We start from the raw sequence: 16,705 nt of genomic DNA on the forward strand, positions 1-16,705 counted from the left end.
TCGGGCAGTATCGTTTATAGGTATGCGCCGAACATATACGAACAAGGATTATCTACTACTCCAGAGTTCCATTCCTCATGGGAGAAGAATCCAAACCGAAGATGAGCAAGCACGTATGTGCATGCGGCCCCATTCTTACGACAGTATCCGCGAATCCACTATTGGACATCATTTCCATTCTGGACGATGCGGATTCATTGGAGATTCTGAAAGGGCTCATGAAAACAGAGGTTCGCTCGCCGTTCCCTGACGGACTTTTCGGCATGGATTCACAGAGGACCAACAAGGCTCTCAGGAGGGTTCTCAGAGCTGGATTGGTCAATAGCCGTATCGATGGTCCCGATCACGTCTACTACATTCATGTCGAGAGGTTCAAGGTTCTCGAAGAATTCGTGGAAGGATGTGTCCATAATCACGCCGAAAAGGCATGATCACCTGTACAGTTCGGGCCTTCTTCTGTCATAATACGAGATATTAGACATCGTTTCCGGACCATCTCTCGGAAGCTTACCGCCTATGTCAACAGTCAGCGAGCATTCGTCAGTACCGTAATGCTCCTTCATGACGTTCCCTTTCGGATCCAAGGCTATCATCCCGCCTCCGAATACCGTTCCCAGCCCATTATCGCCCGTTGCACTGCAAGCGACGACGTACAGCCCGTTATCAGATGCTCTGGCCGGAAGGTAGCTGTACCATACCGATCTTCTCTTATCTCCGGATATCCCGTTGGCGAACGGGGTGAGAATCAGCTCTGCCCCCTTGGACCTGTATGTGGAGCAGATGTCCTGGATATGGGATTCGATGCACAGTTGTATCCCAGTACGAACCCCTTTGACATCGAATATCGGAAGAGAATCCCCCGGAGTGAACACTGTCGATTCCGCTTTGCCTAGATGCGTCTTCCTATAGAATCCGATTGAATCGCCATCAGCGATCTCCTGTCTGAGGAATGGCTTGGCACCGTTATCTTCCAGGTAGCCGTAGACCAGAGCTATGCCGGTCTCCTCGGATAGTTCCCTTATCTTCTTTACGGAGAGGTGATCCGGGGACATCGCGTATCTTACGGGATCGCTGGTGGTGTATCCGGAGAGGCACATCTCCGGGAAGCATATGATGTCCGAATCTGCATTGTCTCTGACAAAACCTTCCATCCTGCGGTAGTTCCTTTCGGAGTCTCCCGCAACGCATCTCATCTGGACCAATGTCAGGCGGACGTCCTTCATGAGACCTCAGATGTGTCTGTTGATGAATTTCTCCATCTTGTCGAACGCCTCTTCGAGGACAGGCTGCGGCGCCAGGAGGATGGATCTGAAGTGATCCTGTCCGAACTCCTCGCAGAATCCTGAACCGTGCACGAACACGACGCCCTCCTCCCTGATCAGGTCGAATACGAAGTCCTTGTCTGTCTTCCACGGTGTTCCCTTGAGATCGATGTGGGGGAACATATAGAGTGCCCCTTTCGGTTTCCTTGTCGATATGAGAGGTATCTCGTTGAGCCTCTTGTAGCTGTATTCCGCCCTCTCTTTGAGTTTCTTGTTCATGTCAACGATGTAGTCCTGAGGGCCCTGCAGCGATGCTTGGGCGGCAGCCTGGCAGGGGACGTTGGGGCAGATCCTCGCTCTGAACTGTTTCATCATTCCGGTACGGATCTCATCCATCAGTCCGGATTCATCCATGAAATAGCAGTAACCCATCCTCCATCCAGGCATGAGGTTGACTTTAGAGAATCCGTTCAGGATTATCCTGGGAACATCCGACTTGAGTCTGGAAGCGGAGTGGAACTCGCCGTCGAACACGATCTTATCGTAGATCTCATCCGATATCAGCGGAATGTCATATTCCGCTGCGATATCCCCGAACTCACGTATGTCCTTGGGATCGTAGACCGCTCCTGTCGGGTTGTTGGGGTTGATCAGGACCATCGCCTTGGTCCTGTTGGTTATCCTCTTACGGATCATATCCATATCGGGTTTCCAATCTTCCTCTTCGATCTGTCTGTAGGGTACCGTCCTTCCTTCGAAGAAGTGGATGTACTGCATGTAGGAAGGATATCCTGGACCGGGAACGAGCACCTCGTCTCCCGGCTCGAGGAACGTTCCCATCATGACTTCGATGCATTCGCTGACTCCTGCGGTCACGTAGACGTCATCGGTGCTGATGGTGATTCCGTTCTTTTCCTTCTCTCTCTGGACAATAGCCTGTCTAAGGTCCATCTCTCCTTGGGAGTCTCCGTAACCATTGTCCACACGGTCCACGGCTTCCCTAAGGGTCTGTTTGAAGTACTCTGGTGTTTCGAAGTCCCATTTGTTGGGGTCTCCGATGTTGAGCCTGTAGAGCTTCTTGCCGGCCTTTTCGGCCTCTGCTGCCGGGACGATGACCTCGCGTATTGCGTAGTTCATTCCCAACGATCTTCTGGAAGCTCTGATTGTCTTCATATTATCGAACCCAGTTCAGATTATAGGTCCTATTTATAGTTGAATCAGACCAGGATATATCTAGCATCCTTGTAGGAGCCTAGCTTTTCGATCTTGTTCTGTTCGATAAGATCTGACAGTACAACATCGGCCGTTCTGATGCTAACGTCAGGGATGCATGCGCAGATATCCTTCTTCTTCACCGGTTCGGAAGATGTCTCTATGATATGGAGGATCCTATCCCTCTTCTTTACCTTGCGGTTCTCCACTATGGGATACCTTCTGTCCAGCTCCTTGTAGCTGCGCATCAATGACGGAAGCAAAGGCATAGTCTCATCCAGCCCGACATAGAACTGTGCAGTATAGCCGTTCCTCAAGAGGAGCAGATTGGTAAGCAGAGACCGCATCCTCTTGTTCCCATCCTGGAACGGTGCTATCTGTGAGAAGTTCTCCAATGTACGGGGTATGTATGCCAATGCCTCCGTCGTCTTTGAGTTGTAGTCCTCGAAGAGGAATTCCATCGCATTCTCGCATCCGCTGCGGAATTTACCCTTCTCGCAGAGGAGTTCAGCGAACATTACGCGGTGTAAGGTTAAGAGGCTCTTTTCGTTGAAATCCAAACGAGAGTAGTCCTTCATGACCATGTTCATTGCCCTGTCGTAACCTGAGATCAAGTGCTCATTATGGGTCATCGGGGCATCCCCGTCTAATAAGGAACGTATGCGTGCCTCTCCGACCGGAATGCTTTCCGTATCGTGAAGCAGGGCATTGGTGACCCTGATTTCTTTCTCAGCCGCAATGAGTTCCTTGCTGTAGAACGAGCCCCTGATCCCATCCAAGGCACTCACTGTCCAGATTTCCTTCATTATGTCGAAATCTTCCTTGTCAAGAGATTCATTCATCAGCATGATATCAATTGTAGAATGTATTCTTACTATAAAAACTTATTTTTAAGTATGTAAAAAAAATTATCATACTATTAATCATTAAAATTTAGTAAATAATTGTAAAATATAGAGAATCGACATCGTATTATGCCGCTTAGTTGGTTGAAATGTGATCAAAAACGGACAAAAATTATCATTTGAAGGACATATCTTACTATTTAACCTGCCAGCTAAACAAAATTCGCTCCTAATCAATCCTTTTTAGTACATGTTGGAGTATACATCCAATATTCGCATTGCAAGTATTATGTACTCACGAGACTTGTCAGAAAAAGTCAAGAGGAATGCATTTGCAATTGCCTCGGTTGGGGGAAAAATATGGATATCAAAGATTGGCTAGGCGCTGACAACCAGTTAGGGATCGACATTTGGACGAAGAAGTACTGTTACAATAACGAAACCTTCGATGAATGGTTGGACCGTGTTAGTGCCGGAAATAAAGACATAAGGAATTTGATGGAGGAGAAGAAGTTCCTGTTCGGAGGAAGGATCCTCGCAAACAGAGGTCTGGAAAAGACAGGGAGGAAGATCACTCTTTCAAACTGTTATGTCCTGACGCCCCCAGAAGATTCCATCGAATCCATATTTGAAGCAGCGGGAAAGCTCGCACGTACGTTTAGCTACGGAGGCGGAGTAGGAATCGATATATCCAAATTGGCACCCCGCGGAGCCAAGATCAACAATACCGCTTCTCAGACATCTGGAGCAGTATCATTCACCGATCTTTATTCAATGGTGACAGGGCTGATAGGTCAGCATGGACGCCGCGGAGCGCTGATGCTCACTATTTCATGTGACCATCCTGACCTGGAAGAGTTCATGTCGGTTAAGACCGATCTCGAGAGGGTCACAAAGGCAAACATGTCCATCCGTGTCACCGACGAGTTTATGGGCTGCGTCAAACAGCGTACCATGTTCACACAGAAGTTCGATCGCCCAGAAAGCGGAGAGCAGATCAGAAAAGAGCTCAATGCCGGGGAGTTCTTTGAGAAACTGTGTTACACGAACTGGGATTATGGGGAGCCTGGATGCCTCTATTGGGACAGGATTTCCAGTTGGAACCTTCTGAGCGAATTCCCCGATTACTCCTACGCTGGTACCAACCCCTGTGCCGAGGAACCTCTTCCCGCAGGTGGAAGCTGTTTGCTCGGAAGTATGAATCTGGCCAAATTCGTTAGGGATGGTAAGTTCCTAAACGATGAGTTCGTCGAGGCAGTTAGGATCTGTATACGCGGTCTCAACGATGTCCTCGATGAAGGTCTCCCGCTCCACCCTCTCCAGGAACAGAGGGACTCCGTAAGGATGTGGAGACAGATCGGTCTGGGAATCATGGGACTCGCAGATATGCTCATCGAACTCGGATATACCTTCGGTTCTCCTGAATCCATAGCATTCTGTGATAAGCTCGGAAAGCTCATGGCAGACACTGCAATGAACGAATCCGCTTTGCTCGCCAAAGAATACGGAATGTTCGAGAAATGTGTTCCTGAGCAGATCATCGCATCCCCCTACTTTAAGCTGAATGCATCAGAGGAGACGACGGAGCTTGTAAAGCAGTACGGACTTAGGAACTCCCAGCTGCTGACCATAGCTCCCACAGGAACGCTTTCCACAATGCTTGGAATCTCCGGCGGAATCGAACCTATATTCGCGCTCTCCTACGAGAGGAGGACCACCTCGCTCAACGGTGACCAGGACAAATACTACAAGGTCTACACACCTATCGTCCAGGCATACATGGACAAGCACCTTGACATCAAGGATGAGAAGGATCTCCCCGAGAGGTTCATCACGGCACAGAGCCTTGATTATGTAAAGAGGATCGATATGCAGGCAACATGGCAGAAGCACATCGATGCATCGATCTCGTCGACAGTCAATCTGCCGGAGCAGTTCCCCGAGAAGGACGTCTACAACATCTACATGTACGCTTGGGAGTCCGGATGTAAGGGAATCACAGTCTTCCGTGACGGATGCAAGCGTCTCGGTATCCTCTCCACGAAGGAGAGCAAGAAGGCCGAGGAAGCACCCAAGGAGGAAGAGAAGAGAGGCTTCGTGGACGTCGTGGACGATAATGTTATCGGAAAGAAGAGGAAGCTGATGACAGGATGCGGTTCTCTGCACTGTACAGCATTCTTCAACCCTGTGACCGGAGAGCTTGTGGAGGCATACCTCAACAAGGGATCGACAGGCGGATGTAACAACTTCATGGTCGGTCTGTCCAGGATGATATCTCTTGCGGCAAGGTCCGGTTGCGGAATCGATGCCATAGTCGATCAGCTCAAATCCACCGGATCCTGTCCTTCATATGTCGTCAGGACACATACCAAGAGGGACACCAGTACCGGTTCATGCTGTCCGATGGCCGTCGGATGGGCACTTACCGATATGTACAAGGAGATGCAGGCCCAGATCAAGGGTGTAAAGACCGAGGAGTCCGAGGAACCCAAGAGGGAGATCATCAACCCCTGCCCCAAATGCGGTGCCGAGTTGGAATTCCAGGGCGGATGCAACGTCTGCAAATCCTGTGGATGGACCAAGTGCGAGTGATCGCATCAAACTTTAAAGTGGGGCCTCGTGCCCCGCATTCTTATACAAAGCATAGCTGAGAATCATCGCAGCACCGAAGCCGGATACGATTCCGAGAATGAAACGTAATCCCGGCAGATCCATATCGAATGCGTGCTCGCAGGCATATTCTATAGCCGTTGGTACCAGAAGCACTATGCCGATGAACAGCCTCTTGTTCTCTCTGGATTTCATCCCTTCGCGGATCGTCATGACCAGACCGATAATCAATCCTATCAGAAGTCCCACGTCTCTGATGCAGAAGGCCAATTGCGAACCGTTAAGGAAGAATGATCTGGAAGCCTCTTGGTGACAAAGCATGTCCCCAATGGCATAGACTACCCCTCCGGCACCGTAGCCTCCCCAATCGTGATCGAGTATCCCAGCACGGCCGTCGAGGTCCACGAAAGTCCCGTAAGGATATAGCAAAGGTGTCAGAGATATGAGCACCAACGAAATGCCGAAGAAGGCCAACAGACACTTTGCTATGGTATCGTGGATCACGTATGAACATGGAAGGGCCTCTTTATATTATTGTCACAAGGATATCGAGCAGCATACCGTGAATACCAAAAGGGACACGGGACACATCAAGCAAAATCTCCATATCATCTTGGTAAGTCCTTCTCCATTCCCAAGGCTGGATACGAGCAGGGAAATGAGTATGCATAGTTCTATCAGGTAGGTCCCCAGGATGGCGGTTGTACCTTGAGGGGAGACGAAACCAGAGATTCCCGACAGCGGTTCGAGCATCGAAACGCTCATTCCCAGGACCATCGGTGCGAAGAACATTGCAGTTCCGATCATCATATCGGTCGTAGATTTCAATTTCATGTCCAGATCCCTTTGGGTCGAGGTCCTGTTCTGGAATTGTTTTCCCAGCGTAACTGCAAGTTTACCTGCATCATCGTTGCTCTTCTCTGAGCACATTTGTATGTTCTGGAGAGATAAGGACACCTCTGACGAAACAGGGCCGACCACGGAACAAATCGCAGAACGGATGTCCCCTCTGCATAATGCAAATTCTCTCGACAACGCATCTGAGATATCAGATAGCAGATTTCTGGAGTGCATCGAATCCACGCCTGCTCTTTCAAAATTGTAACCCGATAGCATCCTGTTACCAATGTCAAAGACGGAATCCATCAGTGACATCTCGCATTTCCTCCTCTTGGTCTCCTTGTACATGGTATCTGACATCAATATCAGTGTAGCGATACATGACGGTGCGAGTGAGAAAAGGAGCATCCAATCATCGTCAGTTCCTACAGCCAGATATATTATTGCCAGTGGGATAGACGCGATTAACGGTGCCCCGTATCTCATGTCGGTCAGCAATATATCCCCATTGAGAAATGGATTCTTATTGCGAAGGTATAATGCGACCATCATGATGAAGGAAGGGACAATGGCCAGTGTGACCATCACTATCGTTCCCTGATCCAAAGACTTTGAACCGAACATCCCTCCCACATTCAGCATCGGTAGGATGCTCATAAGAATCATCGGGACCATTATCCCGATACCGAACACAGTCATGCAGGGGACCGTCAGAGATGCCCCATACGATTCACCCATTTCTCTTACCGAATCCAGCGATATGTCTGCAGAGTCTCTCAGCATGCGTTCTCTGGTCTCGCTGTCGGAGGATTCAGATGCCGACAGGATCATCATGACCGCGCGGCAGTATCCTGATGAATCCTTGGGTAAATCGGACAGTATTTCTGTCAGGGCACCTTTCAGTGAAGGATTTCCTTTTGTATCTGTCGTTCTCACAGCCTGCGCGAATATGATTCTGGATAGTTTTGGTCCCGACTCAGCTATCGATCTGATTGCAGTATCCACAGAACCGCCCGATTGCAGAGTGGAAGTGATCATCCCTATCACTGCTGGCGATTCGTTGACAAGCTTTCTGTAATCCATCAGGCAGCCCCCTTTATTTCTAGGCGATTGCGCAATTGTTCTGCAACTGACTCTGCTGTCTGTTCCGGGGTGCTCTTTGATAATATGTCGTTGGCGATAAGTATCCATTCCGGCCCCAGATACCTCTCGTCGATCCTTCCTGCTTCAGCCAGTATCGACCTCATAAGGGCTCTGACCTTGATATCCTTGGAGATGTCCTTTCTGCCGAGCTGAGAGGTCCTCATCGCACGTTTTAGAACTACAGATTTTAGAAGGCTCTCAGTATCGACGATATCCATGAATTCTCCGGGTTCTGAGCCTGTGGATTTCATCTCATTCACTCTTCTTATCAGACGCCCAGTTCTTCTATCCTTTACTGTTCCCAACGTTATGACTATGTCTGTGGCCATGAAAGCGTCCGGAGATACACCCATGTCGCCGACCACCCTTTTGTACACCGATTCTGCAGAATCTCCGTGAATGGTACCCATAATCGAGCTGCCGGCACGTCCTGCCCTCATGCTTTGGTAAAGTGTCCTTGCTTCTTCACCACGAACCTCTCCCAGCACTATTGCGGACTCCCCCATTCTGAGTGATACTCTTAGTGCTTCATCGGACCTTGATTGCTGGTCTCCGCCGAGTCTATCATCCACTAATATGCTTTGGATCTTGTAACCCAGTCTCCTCATCGAATCTCCTGGGAGTTCCATCGTGTCCTCGATCGTCAGTATCCTCTGTTCTTTCGGGAATTCGAACATCAATGCGGAGAGCAACGAACTCTTTCCAGCACCTCTGGGCCCGCAGATGAGGAATGTGCAGCGGTTCTCAACAAGGAATGAAAGGATGCCTGCCGATCTGGGATCGATTGTCCCGTTATATACGAGCCTGCTCAGCGTCCAAGGCCTGATCGAGTGTTTCCTTATCGCTACAGCATTTCCGTTCGGGCTCATCGGAAATCCGACGACGGTTGCCCTGGCTTCGAAATCGGGGAAATCAGTCTCTAAGACTGGGTTTGATTGTGAGAACCTTAGTCCGCTTTCCCTCTTCAGGATGTTTATGAGATTGTCCACCTCTCTGTTCTCAACCATTATGTTAGTCCTGCATCTTATGTGCGAATTGACCCCTTCTATTCCGTTAAGAGTGACGTAAACCCTGTTCGAGTCGCACGGAGCATCCAGAAAAACATCTTCAATGCGAGGGTCTGTGAGCAGTATCTCGAAAACGCCTGCACCGACCGTGTATCTGTAGATGATGTTGCATAGGTCATCCACGAGCATGCCGATGTCTGTATCGGGACACATCTCCTCTATCGACTGAATCTCGTCCAATACCAATCCTCTGGCGATACCAATCACCGAGTCCCTGTCCAACCTGCCCCCGTTCTGGCGGTATTCGGAACGGAATCTTTCCATGATCCCTAGGACGATTGAGTTCAATCCATCAGAATAGGAGAATTCCAAAGGTTGGATGTCATATTCCATCTCTCCGTCCGGAGCATCGCCCACCGTAATACAGCAATATTGGGTCTGGTATTCTGCCAGGACCTTGAGGTCATCCGACGCGTTCATCAGCCAGAAGTCGGTATAGGATGGTTTCGTCCTGATGTCGTTCTTGATCATTCTGGAGAACAACTCAGGCAGGTCGCGGCATTCTTTATCTGCCTCGGGAATCGGTATAGGGATCGGTTTGGTCTCAGATATCTTGAACGAGGAGATCCTCTCCGCCATCATCGATACCTCCCTTTCCTGATTTCCTCTAGATCCGATTCTATCTGCATTATCGTCCTTTGAGTTGATGCGATGCATCTTTCGCATACATCATAAGGGCCGCTCTCTTCAAGGCACCCTCTGGCCGCAGAATAGTTGGGATATGGGAAATCATTCCAAAGGGCTTCCATCGCCTTGTCTCTAGACGATGGGCATCTCTTACATCTCCCTTTGTTCCTGACTACCGAACTGCTGCATCTTTTCATCGAGGAGATGCTCCTGATGATCTGGCCCGATAGCCCCGAGATCTCAATATCCTTTCCAGTCCTGAGTACAATCCTCTTCGCCCCTCCGGTTTTTGACATCCTGTCCACTATACACTTCAGACATTCTTTGCTTGCAGGCTCAGGGGCGTAATCGCAATCCAAGCAACCGATTACCAGTGCATCTCCTTCGAAACGGTGTTCTACTGCATTTTTATCCTTCATCGATCCTTTCAGGATTTGTTTGAAATCTAGGTCCATGGATGTGTTTCTGTTTACAGATATTATAATCCGATATACTGCGGTCAACAATCGGAAACGGGCCAAAGTCTTTATCCCATACATCGATTGTTCGAATATGGAGATACTATCGCCCGCAGGATCGCCTGACAGTCTGGTGGCAGCCATCAAGGGTGGATGCGACGCCGTGTATTTGGCCGGAAAGAGTTTTGGTGCCCGTGCCTTTGCCGGAAACTTCTCGGACGGGGAACTTGAAGGTGCGATAGCGTATGCACACGATCACGGTGTCAAAGTACACGTAACCGTCAACACTCTGATTAAGAATTCAGAGATGGAGGAAGCAGTATCGTTCGTCAGATTCCTGAAGGATATCGATGCTGATGCGATCATCATCCAGGATCTCGGTCTTCTGAAACACCTCACTAATATCGATATCGCCAAGCATGCCTCGACACAGATGCAGATCCATTCTCTTGAGGGAATTGAATGGTGTGCAGAGAACGGATTGGACAGGGTTGTTTTGGCCAGAGAAATCACCATGGACGAACTGAAGCAGATCATTCCCCAATCCCCTATAGAGACCGAGGTGTTCATCCAAGGAGCTCTATGTTACTGCATGTCTGGAGGATGTCTGTTGTCGAGTTTCATCGGCGGTCGCAGTGGCAACAGAGGTTCATGCGCTCAGCCTTGCAGGAAACGCTATGAGCGTGACGGAGAACAGGGCTATTTCATGAGCTGTGCGGACATATACGGTATGGATTACCTGAAGGACCTCTCCGATATGGGCGTAACATCTCTGAAGATAGAGGGCCGTATGAGATCGCCCCCGTACACTTTCCTCGCATCCAAAGCATATTCGATGGCCATTAAGGGAGAGAGCGGAGAGGAGCTGGATGAGACCTTGGAGCTTCTGAGAACCGTATTCAACAGAGGTACCTGCTCCGGATATCTGGGCGGGGTGGTCTCTCCCGTTCAGTCGCTGTATCCGGACAACAGGGGATTCTACATTGCAGATGTGAAGATCAGGGACAGGGCAATCGTTTCCGAAATTGAGGAACCCGTTGGGCTGAAGGACGGTCTTTCTATCTTCAAAGGTGATGAGAAGATAGGCGGATTCAAAGTTATGGATCTAGACCCCATCCACATCCCATTCAAGATCCCAGACGGGAAATATCAGATCTACCGTACATACGATCCCCGCATCGATGTGATAAAGAACGAGATCGGGAACACTCCGAAATTCAGAGGCCAGACCGACCGTGTTCCTGTCCATCTGAAACTGGAAAAGCAGCCTAATAGGAATCCAGTCCCTGAATTCTCTTTCTATGTCAACACGATAAAGGGGTTGGAGGCCGCACTGCCTTATGCGGACAGGATCTATTTTGACAACATGGAAAAACTCGAAGAGGCCTCAGAGGTCTCCGGGGATAAGGAATTGGTCGCACTTCTGCCGAGATTCGATTCACTTGATGAATTCAAATTCAAAGACCGTCCAGTGATGGTCAACAATCCAGGTCAGTACAGGGCATGCAAGGGGGCACCCAGGATATACGGAAGCAATCTGCTGAACATGTTCAATTCGTCCTTCCCCTTGAACCTATATCAGACCACGCTGTCCGTTGAGCTCTCGAGGAACGAGGTTTCCAACCTTATGTCATATTATCCGGGCAGGACAGAGGTCATGGCCTTCGGAAGGACCGAGCTTATGTATACCAGGGATCCCGGAGCACAGACGGGAACACTGACGGATGAGACTGGCGCGGCATTTCCCATGTATAAAGATAACAGAGGATTCTCACATCTGCTTAATTCGGTCGACCTTGATCTTCTGGATCTGGTTCCGGAGCTTGCACGTTCCGGGGTTTCGTCAATAGGTATCGATGTAAGGAAGAGGCCATCAGCCATAGTCAAGACCGTCGGAGAGGTCTGCAGGAATCCTTCAGACAAGTTGAAGGCAAAGCTCAAGGAGATGTGCGGCGGGATGACCACACGCGGACTCTATGCCCGCAAGGTATGATCAAACAATGATGGCAGGCGCCTCCCTGTAAAGAATAAATTATCTGAAGAATATTCATGCCACGGTGATATCAGAATGGATGAGAAACAGCAGATTCTGGAAGCAATGAAGAAAGCAGGAGAGCCTTTGAATGCAGGAAAGGTCGCAGAACTCACCGGCCTTGACCGCAAAGTCGTAGACAAGGCGTTCGCAGAGATGAAGAAGGACGGAACGATTGTATCCCCCGTCCGCTGTAAGTGGGAACCTGCCAAGAAATGATCCTGCTGTGCCGAAAAGGCACAAACCCCTTCTCTTACCTTAAGCCCATTCATTAACTGCAGCCGATAACGGAATCAACCATTCTTCAGATCTATATTTCCGATTGTTGACCGCAGTACTGCGGTATTATATTCTGCAGAAAACGAGACCCTGCTCATGATAAAGGATGGGCATGGGGAAATGGGCTTCATGGAATCTATGGTTTCCATGATGGCTGTTATGATCGTGATCGGACTGTATCTTGTATTCGTATCTTCAACTGTAGTTACTGCTTATTCTCCCTTGGAGGAATTGGATCCAGAGGCGATGGTTGTAGATTCGCAGGAAGGTCCGGCGGTGTCAAATTCGTATGCCTACATGTTCATGATGAAAAAGGATCTGAAAGGGTTGGAAGTATCACTGACGGTCCCGTGGTATACTGATACGGAGGTATCAGCCTTCGGGGATCTCACCGAAGCAGTGTTTGAGAAGAGGTACGTCCTGATGACTGATCTTTCCAACGGTAGGGTGGTCCCCATGATACTGGAGGTGAGAGCATCCGTATGAATATGAAGGGAATGACCGCTTTCGCGGATGCCATGATCTTCATGGTCGTGATAATGATGGCCATATCAGTAACGGTTTCATTGAATCACACCAACGAATTCATGGATGTAGGTCCCGATGTGTTCCTATCTTATGTCGGGGATACCGAGGTTAGGCTTTCCGATCTGACGGATATAGGGGATGATTCCTTGGTCTACCTGCCGGACCTGATGGCGCTGTCCTTGACCACAGATACCGATGTCGAGGGGTATCTGGAAGCCTTATTGGATTCAACATTCGGTTCAGGTAGGTATCGTCTAGTCTTGATGTATGAAGGGTAGACTGGCATCATAGGTTCAGAACACAAGTTTTTCACTGCTCAGTATTCGAGGACGATACCTGTATCGACAGGAGGCAGCATCTACATCGATTTAGGTATCCTCTGAATGCTTTTTATCTGATGCGAGAATTGACTGATTATGTTCGCTGAACTTCAGGATGTGAAAATGTATTACGAGGAAGAGGGCACGGGAGAGCCCGTAATTCTCATCGCAGGAATCGGTGCGAACCACCGTTTCTGGAAGGGAATGATCCCGCTCCTGAAGGGATACAGAGTTATCACACTCGACAACAGAGGGGTAGGACAGACAGAATACAAAGGCGATGTCCAAATCGACATTATGGCGGATGATGTGATACATCTGATGGATTATCTCCACATCTACAAGGCGCACATCGTCGGCTGGTCCATGGGTTCTCAGATTGCCCAATCACTTGCGATCAGATACGGTGACAGGCTCCAGTCATTGACATTGGTATCATCCTATCAGTTCAGACCTCACAGGTCTGCATATTTCATGTACCTAATTGCAAAGGCTGCAAAGGAAGGTAGATGCTCCATGGACGAGGTCAACATGGTTCTCAACGCATTCTGTTTCCCAGAGAGCACCTTCGAGACGTTGGAGAAGAAAGGCATCATAATGCCCGTGCCTAAGCACCCTGAGAAACCGGAGGAGGTCTTCAAACAGATGATCTCCATGGACAAGTTCGATACGACTGAGAAGACCAAGGATATCAAAGTCCCCTCCCTCGTCATCCACGGCGGTATGGACATCATGGTGGAGCCCATCAAAGGAAGGGCAATAGGCAATTCGATTCCGAACTGCAGATACATAGAGTTGCCCGGAGAAGGTCATACCATTGCACCAGAGCTCTATGCCGATGCGCTGAGGAAGCATCTCTCAGACAACAAGATGTGATTCTAAAACAATTAAATGGCGGTCGGATTCCCGACCGCCTTATGATAATCAGTTTTCTGTTCCCAGTTTGATGCAGAGCCTGTTCTTGTCCAGGAGATCCATCTTCTTGGCGGGTATGGTCTTCTGGAGTCCCTTGTCGAGATTATTGGGTGTACAGAATGAGGTTTCCTTGAACAGTTTTCCAAGGATGACCATGTTGGCCGCACCTTTGATCCCGGCGTTCTCAGCAATCTCTGAAGCGGGGATGTAGATGGTCTTGACATCTTCGCGATGTACCTGTTTCTTAATGATCGAACTGTCGACGATGATGATTCCGCCGGGAACGACATCATTTTCGAATTTCTCCAGGGAGGGAAGGTTCATTGCGACGAGTACATCGGGATTGGTGACCAGAGGTGAACCGATCTTCGCGTCCGAAAGACAGACACTGCAGTTGGCGGTACCTCCGCGCATCTCGGGACCGTATGAGGGAAGCCATGAGACTTCCTTTCCTTCCATCAGTCCAGCGTATGCGATGACCTTACCTGTGAACAGGATACCCTGTCCTCCGAAACCAGCGAGAAGGATGTTCATGTCGGTCATTGCTCTCCCTCCTCTCCGACGTCCTTGTAGACTCCGAGCGGATAGTATGGGAGCATATTGTCCCTGAGCCACTGGAGTGCATCAGCGGGGGACATTCCCCAGTTTGTGGGGCATGTCGAAACGACCTCTATGATGCAGTAACCCTTTCCGGCCATCTGATATTCGAAGGCCTTCTTGATCGCTTTCTTGGCAGCCTTGACGTTCTTGACGCTGTCAACGGTGACACGCTGGGCAAGTGCGACTCCCTTTACCGATGAGAGCAGCTCACAGACCCTTATGGGGTTTCCTGCGACGCTGGTGTCCCTTCCATACGGGGTGGTCTGAGTGACCTGTCCAGGCAGGGTTGTGGGTGCCATCTGACCTCCGGTCATACCGTAGATCGCATTGTTGATGAATATGGCAACGATGTTCTCTCCCCTGGCCGCGGCATGGACCGTCTCTCCCATACCTATGGCAGCGAGATCTCCGTCCCCCTGATAGGTGAATACAACATTCTCGGGTCTGGCCCTCTTGACACCGGTAGCGACTGCAGGTGCACGTCCGTGAGGTGCCTGGACCATGTCGCATCCGAAGTAGTTGTAAGTGAATACCGAGCATCCGACCGAAGCGACTCCGACTGTCTTTCCCTCAATACCGAGTTCATCGATTACCTCAGCGACAAGCCTGTGGACGATTCCGTGAGTACATCCCGGGCAGTAGTGCAGAGGCACATCAAGCAACGCTTTGGGCCTCTCTCCCATAACCTTTGACATCAGCATCTACCTCCATTGATCTTGACGATCTGTTCAAGTACCTCTTTGGGTGTGGGCACCATTCCGCCTGTGCGTCCGAAGAAGTAGACAGGCTTCTTATGCTCGACAGTCATCCTGACATCCTCCACCATCTGTCCCATGTTCATCTCAACAGAGAGGAACGCCTTTGCGTGGTCCACATGCTTCTTGATGAACTTCTCGGGGAACGGCCAGAGCGTGATAGGCCTGATGAGTCCTGCCTTGATGCCCTGTTTCCTTGCCATATCAACTGCTGAATGAGCTATCCTGGATGAGGCTCCGAACGCTACGATGATGACGTCCGCATCATCCGCCAGATACTCTTCCGCCCTCTGCTCGGTCTCCTTGATGGTCTTGTATTTTTCGAATCTCTTGAAGTTCAGTTCCTCTAGTTCCTTGGGGTCGATGTACAGAGAGTTTACAACATTGTGTGCCCTCTGTCCCTGGTGTCCCTTGACTGCCCAATCCTTGTTGTCTGTAGGGTCCTTGGGTTCGGGCAGTACTACGGGTTCCATCATCTGTCCGAGCAATCCGTCGGACAGGATCATGGTAGGCATCCTGTATTTGTCTCCGAGATCGAAGGCGTCTGAGATGAGATCGACCGTCTCCTGGACTGTGGAGGGGGCGAATACGAGCATGTGGAAGTCACCGTGACCGGTAGCCTTTGTCGCTTGGAAATAATCGGACTGCGAGGGCTGAATACCTCCGAGACCGGGTCCTCCTCTCTCAACGTTGACAATAAGACAGGGAACGTCGGATCCTGCTATGTATGATATCCCCTCGGACATCAGGCTGATTCCTGGAGATGATGTGGAAGTCATTACCCTGACTCCAGCAGCTCCTGCTCCCAGGACCATGTTGATGGATGCGACCTCTGATTCAGCCTGAAGATAGACTCCGCCGATCTTGGGCATCCTCTTTGACATGTATGCAGCTACCTCGGTCTGAGGTGTGATGGGGTAACCGAAGAAGTGCCTGCATCCTGCTGCAATTGCCGCTTCTGCGATGGCCTCGTTTCCTTTCATCAGGACCTTGTCTGCCATCTCACTCGACCTCCACTCTGATGGCGCAGTCAGGGCACATCACGGTGCACGATCCGCATCCGATACATTTGGACACATCAGTCACATGTGCGGGATGATATCCCTTGCTGTTCGTCACTGCGTGGTCCAGAGCTAGAATCTCCTTTGGGCATGCGATGACACACATCTCGCAACCCTTACATCTGTCATTGTCAACGATTACCTTTGGCAA

At 49.9% G+C, this 16,705-nt stretch carries 18 protein-coding genes; 7 read left to right on the forward strand and 11 right to left on the reverse strand.

What is annotated here, in order from left to right; translation table 11 throughout:
- Positions 1-77: 77 nt before the first annotated feature.
- Positions 78-431 (forward strand): hypothetical protein, encoded by a 354-nt coding sequence (locus E7Z62_03125; protein ID MBE6522104.1) that lies wholly within the window; start codon positions 78-80, stop codon positions 429-431.
- Here the strand turns inward: E7Z62_03125 and E7Z62_03130 are convergent, their stop codons facing one another.
- The 3 genes from E7Z62_03130 to E7Z62_03140 are packed head-to-tail and all read right to left on the reverse strand — an operon-like array spanning position 432 to position 3,322.
- The gene (locus E7Z62_03130) at positions 432-1,223 is read right to left on the reverse strand and encodes a hypothetical protein (protein ID MBE6522105.1); all 792 of its coding nucleotides are present in this window, start codon (positions 1,221-1,223) and stop codon (positions 432-434) included.
- Between the two features lie 6 nt (positions 1,224-1,229).
- The gene (locus tag E7Z62_03135; GenBank protein MBE6522106.1) at positions 1,230-2,435 is read right to left on the reverse strand and encodes an aminotransferase class I/II-fold pyridoxal phosphate-dependent enzyme; all 1,206 of its coding nucleotides are present in this window, start codon (positions 2,433-2,435) and stop codon (positions 1,230-1,232) included.
- Positions 2,436-2,479: 44 nt separating this feature from the next.
- Positions 2,480-3,322 carry a Fic family protein gene (locus tag E7Z62_03140; protein ID MBE6522107.1) on the reverse strand — a complete coding sequence of 281 codons (843 nt, stop codon included), beginning with the start codon at positions 3,320-3,322 and terminating at the stop codon, positions 2,480-2,482.
- Between the two features lie 357 nt (positions 3,323-3,679).
- Here E7Z62_03140 and E7Z62_03145 point away from each other — a divergent pair, with 357 nt between their 5' ends.
- Complete coding sequence (locus tag E7Z62_03145) at positions 3,680-5,911, forward strand: adenosylcobalamin-dependent ribonucleoside-diphosphate reductase (GenBank protein ID MBE6522108.1); 2,232 nt, start codon at positions 3,680-3,682, stop codon at positions 5,909-5,911.
- A 12-nt stretch (positions 5,912-5,923) separates the two neighbouring features.
- Here the strand turns inward: E7Z62_03145 and E7Z62_03150 are convergent, their stop codons facing one another.
- The 4 genes from E7Z62_03150 to E7Z62_03165 are packed head-to-tail and all read right to left on the reverse strand — an operon-like array spanning position 5,924 to position 10,061.
- The gene (locus E7Z62_03150) at positions 5,924-6,433 is read right to left on the reverse strand and encodes a DUF2085 domain-containing protein (protein ID MBE6522109.1); all 510 of its coding nucleotides are present in this window, start codon (positions 6,431-6,433) and stop codon (positions 5,924-5,926) included.
- A 33-nt stretch (positions 6,434-6,466) separates the two neighbouring features.
- Positions 6,467-7,852 carry a hypothetical protein gene (locus tag E7Z62_03155; GenBank protein MBE6522110.1) on the reverse strand — a complete coding sequence of 462 codons (1,386 nt, stop codon included), beginning with the start codon at positions 7,850-7,852 and terminating at the stop codon, positions 6,467-6,469.
- Complete coding sequence (locus E7Z62_03160; GenBank protein ID MBE6522111.1) at positions 7,852-9,645, reverse strand: type IV secretion system protein VirB11; 1,794 nt, start codon at positions 9,643-9,645, stop codon at positions 7,852-7,854. Before E7Z62_03160 ends, E7Z62_03155 begins: the two co-directional genes overlap by 1 nt.
- Positions 9,558-10,061, reverse strand: a complete 504-nt coding sequence (locus tag E7Z62_03165; protein ID MBE6522112.1) for a hypothetical protein — start codon at positions 10,059-10,061, stop codon at positions 9,558-9,560. Before E7Z62_03165 ends, E7Z62_03160 begins: the two co-directional genes overlap by 88 nt.
- Before the next feature lie 82 nt (positions 10,062-10,143).
- Between E7Z62_03165 and E7Z62_03170 the strand changes: the two genes are divergently transcribed.
- From E7Z62_03170 to E7Z62_03190, 5 genes are all read left to right on the forward strand, one after another.
- Positions 10,144-12,057, forward strand: coding sequence for a peptidase (locus E7Z62_03170; protein MBE6522113.1), 1,914 nt, complete (start codon positions 10,144-10,146; stop codon positions 12,055-12,057).
- Positions 12,058-12,132: 75 nt separating this feature from the next.
- On the forward strand, positions 12,133-12,315 hold the full coding sequence (locus E7Z62_03175) for a transcriptional regulator (protein ID MBE6522114.1): 183 nt from the start codon (positions 12,133-12,135) through the stop codon (positions 12,313-12,315).
- Between the two features lie 156 nt (positions 12,316-12,471).
- Positions 12,472-12,861 (forward strand): hypothetical protein, encoded by a 390-nt coding sequence (locus E7Z62_03180; GenBank protein ID MBE6522115.1) that lies wholly within the window; start codon positions 12,472-12,474, stop codon positions 12,859-12,861.
- A complete protein-coding gene (locus E7Z62_03185; protein ID MBE6522116.1) occupies positions 12,858-13,181 on the forward strand; it encodes a hypothetical protein in 324 nt (107 codons plus the stop codon). Before E7Z62_03180 ends, E7Z62_03185 begins: the two co-directional genes overlap by 4 nt.
- Before the next feature lie 138 nt (positions 13,182-13,319).
- Positions 13,320-14,099 (forward strand): alpha/beta hydrolase, encoded by a 780-nt coding sequence (locus tag E7Z62_03190; GenBank protein ID MBE6522117.1) that lies wholly within the window; start codon positions 13,320-13,322, stop codon positions 14,097-14,099.
- A gap of 48 nt (positions 14,100-14,147) precedes the next feature.
- On the opposite strand, the gene E7Z62_03195 is transcribed toward E7Z62_03190, so the two are convergent.
- The 4 genes from E7Z62_03195 to E7Z62_03210 are packed head-to-tail and all read right to left on the reverse strand — an operon-like array spanning position 14,148 to position 16,705.
- A complete protein-coding gene (locus E7Z62_03195; protein MBE6522118.1) occupies positions 14,148-14,681 on the reverse strand; it encodes a 2-oxoacid:ferredoxin oxidoreductase subunit gamma in 534 nt (177 codons plus the stop codon).
- Positions 14,678-15,433 (reverse strand): 2-oxoglutarate oxidoreductase, encoded by a 756-nt coding sequence (locus tag E7Z62_03200; GenBank protein ID MBE6522119.1) that lies wholly within the window; start codon positions 15,431-15,433, stop codon positions 14,678-14,680. The genes E7Z62_03195 and E7Z62_03200 overlap by 4 nt, the downstream gene beginning before the upstream one ends.
- Positions 15,433-16,494: a 3-methyl-2-oxobutanoate dehydrogenase subunit VorB gene (vorB, locus tag E7Z62_03205; protein MBE6522120.1), complete on the reverse strand. Its 1,062-nt coding sequence runs from the start codon at positions 16,492-16,494 to the stop codon at positions 15,433-15,435. The genes E7Z62_03200 and vorB overlap by 1 nt, the downstream gene beginning before the upstream one ends.
- Position 16,495: 1 nt before the next feature.
- Positions 16,496-16,705: a 4Fe-4S dicluster domain-containing protein gene (locus E7Z62_03210; GenBank protein MBE6522121.1), complete on the reverse strand. Its 210-nt coding sequence runs from the start codon at positions 16,703-16,705 to the stop codon at positions 16,496-16,498.

It is taken from the genome of Thermoplasmata archaeon (assembly GCA_015063285.1).
In the GTDB taxonomy this organism is placed as follows: Archaea; Thermoplasmatota; Thermoplasmata; order Methanomassiliicoccales; family Methanomethylophilaceae; genus Methanoprimaticola.

Bases quoted from the DNA above. Each gene is read 5' to 3' on its own strand.
- E7Z62_03200 (MBE6522119.1), bottom strand. From the start codon at position 15,433: ATGTCAAAGGTTATGGGAGAGAGGCCCAAAGCGTTGCTTGATGTGCCT.
- E7Z62_03175 (MBE6522114.1), top strand. From the start codon at position 12,133: ATGGATGAGAAACAGCAGATTCTGGAAGCAATGAAGAAAGCAGGAGAG.
- E7Z62_03135 (MBE6522106.1), bottom strand. From the start codon at position 2,435: ATGAAGACAATCAGAGCTTCCAGAAGATCGTTGGGAATGAACTACGCA.
- E7Z62_03195 (MBE6522118.1), bottom strand. From the start codon at position 14,681: ATGACCGACATGAACATCCTTCTCGCTGGTTTCGGAGGACAGGGTATC.
- E7Z62_03185 (MBE6522116.1), top strand. From the start codon at position 12,858: ATGAATATGAAGGGAATGACCGCTTTCGCGGATGCCATGATCTTCATG.
- E7Z62_03180 (MBE6522115.1), top strand. From the start codon at position 12,472: ATGATAAAGGATGGGCATGGGGAAATGGGCTTCATGGAATCTATGGTT.
- E7Z62_03130 (MBE6522105.1), bottom strand. From the start codon at position 1,223: ATGAAGGACGTCCGCCTGACATTGGTCCAGATGAGATGCGTTGCGGGA.
- E7Z62_03145 (MBE6522108.1), top strand. From the start codon at position 3,680: ATGGATATCAAAGATTGGCTAGGCGCTGACAACCAGTTAGGGATCGAC.
- E7Z62_03125 (MBE6522104.1), top strand. From the start codon at position 78: ATGGGAGAAGAATCCAAACCGAAGATGAGCAAGCACGTATGTGCATGC.
- E7Z62_03165 (MBE6522112.1), bottom strand. From the start codon at position 10,061: ATGGACCTAGATTTCAAACAAATCCTGAAAGGATCGATGAAGGATAAA.
- E7Z62_03190 (MBE6522117.1), top strand. From the start codon at position 13,320: ATGTTCGCTGAACTTCAGGATGTGAAAATGTATTACGAGGAAGAGGGC.
- E7Z62_03155 (MBE6522110.1), bottom strand. From the start codon at position 7,852: ATGGATTACAGAAAGCTTGTCAACGAATCGCCAGCAGTGATAGGGATG.
- E7Z62_03140 (MBE6522107.1), bottom strand. From the start codon at position 3,322: ATGCTGATGAATGAATCTCTTGACAAGGAAGATTTCGACATAATGAAG.
- E7Z62_03160 (MBE6522111.1), bottom strand. From the start codon at position 9,645: ATGCGAAAGATGCATCGCATCAACTCAAAGGACGATAATGCAGATAGA.
- vorB (MBE6522120.1), bottom strand. From the start codon at position 16,494: ATGGCAGACAAGGTCCTGATGAAAGGAAACGAGGCCATCGCAGAAGCG.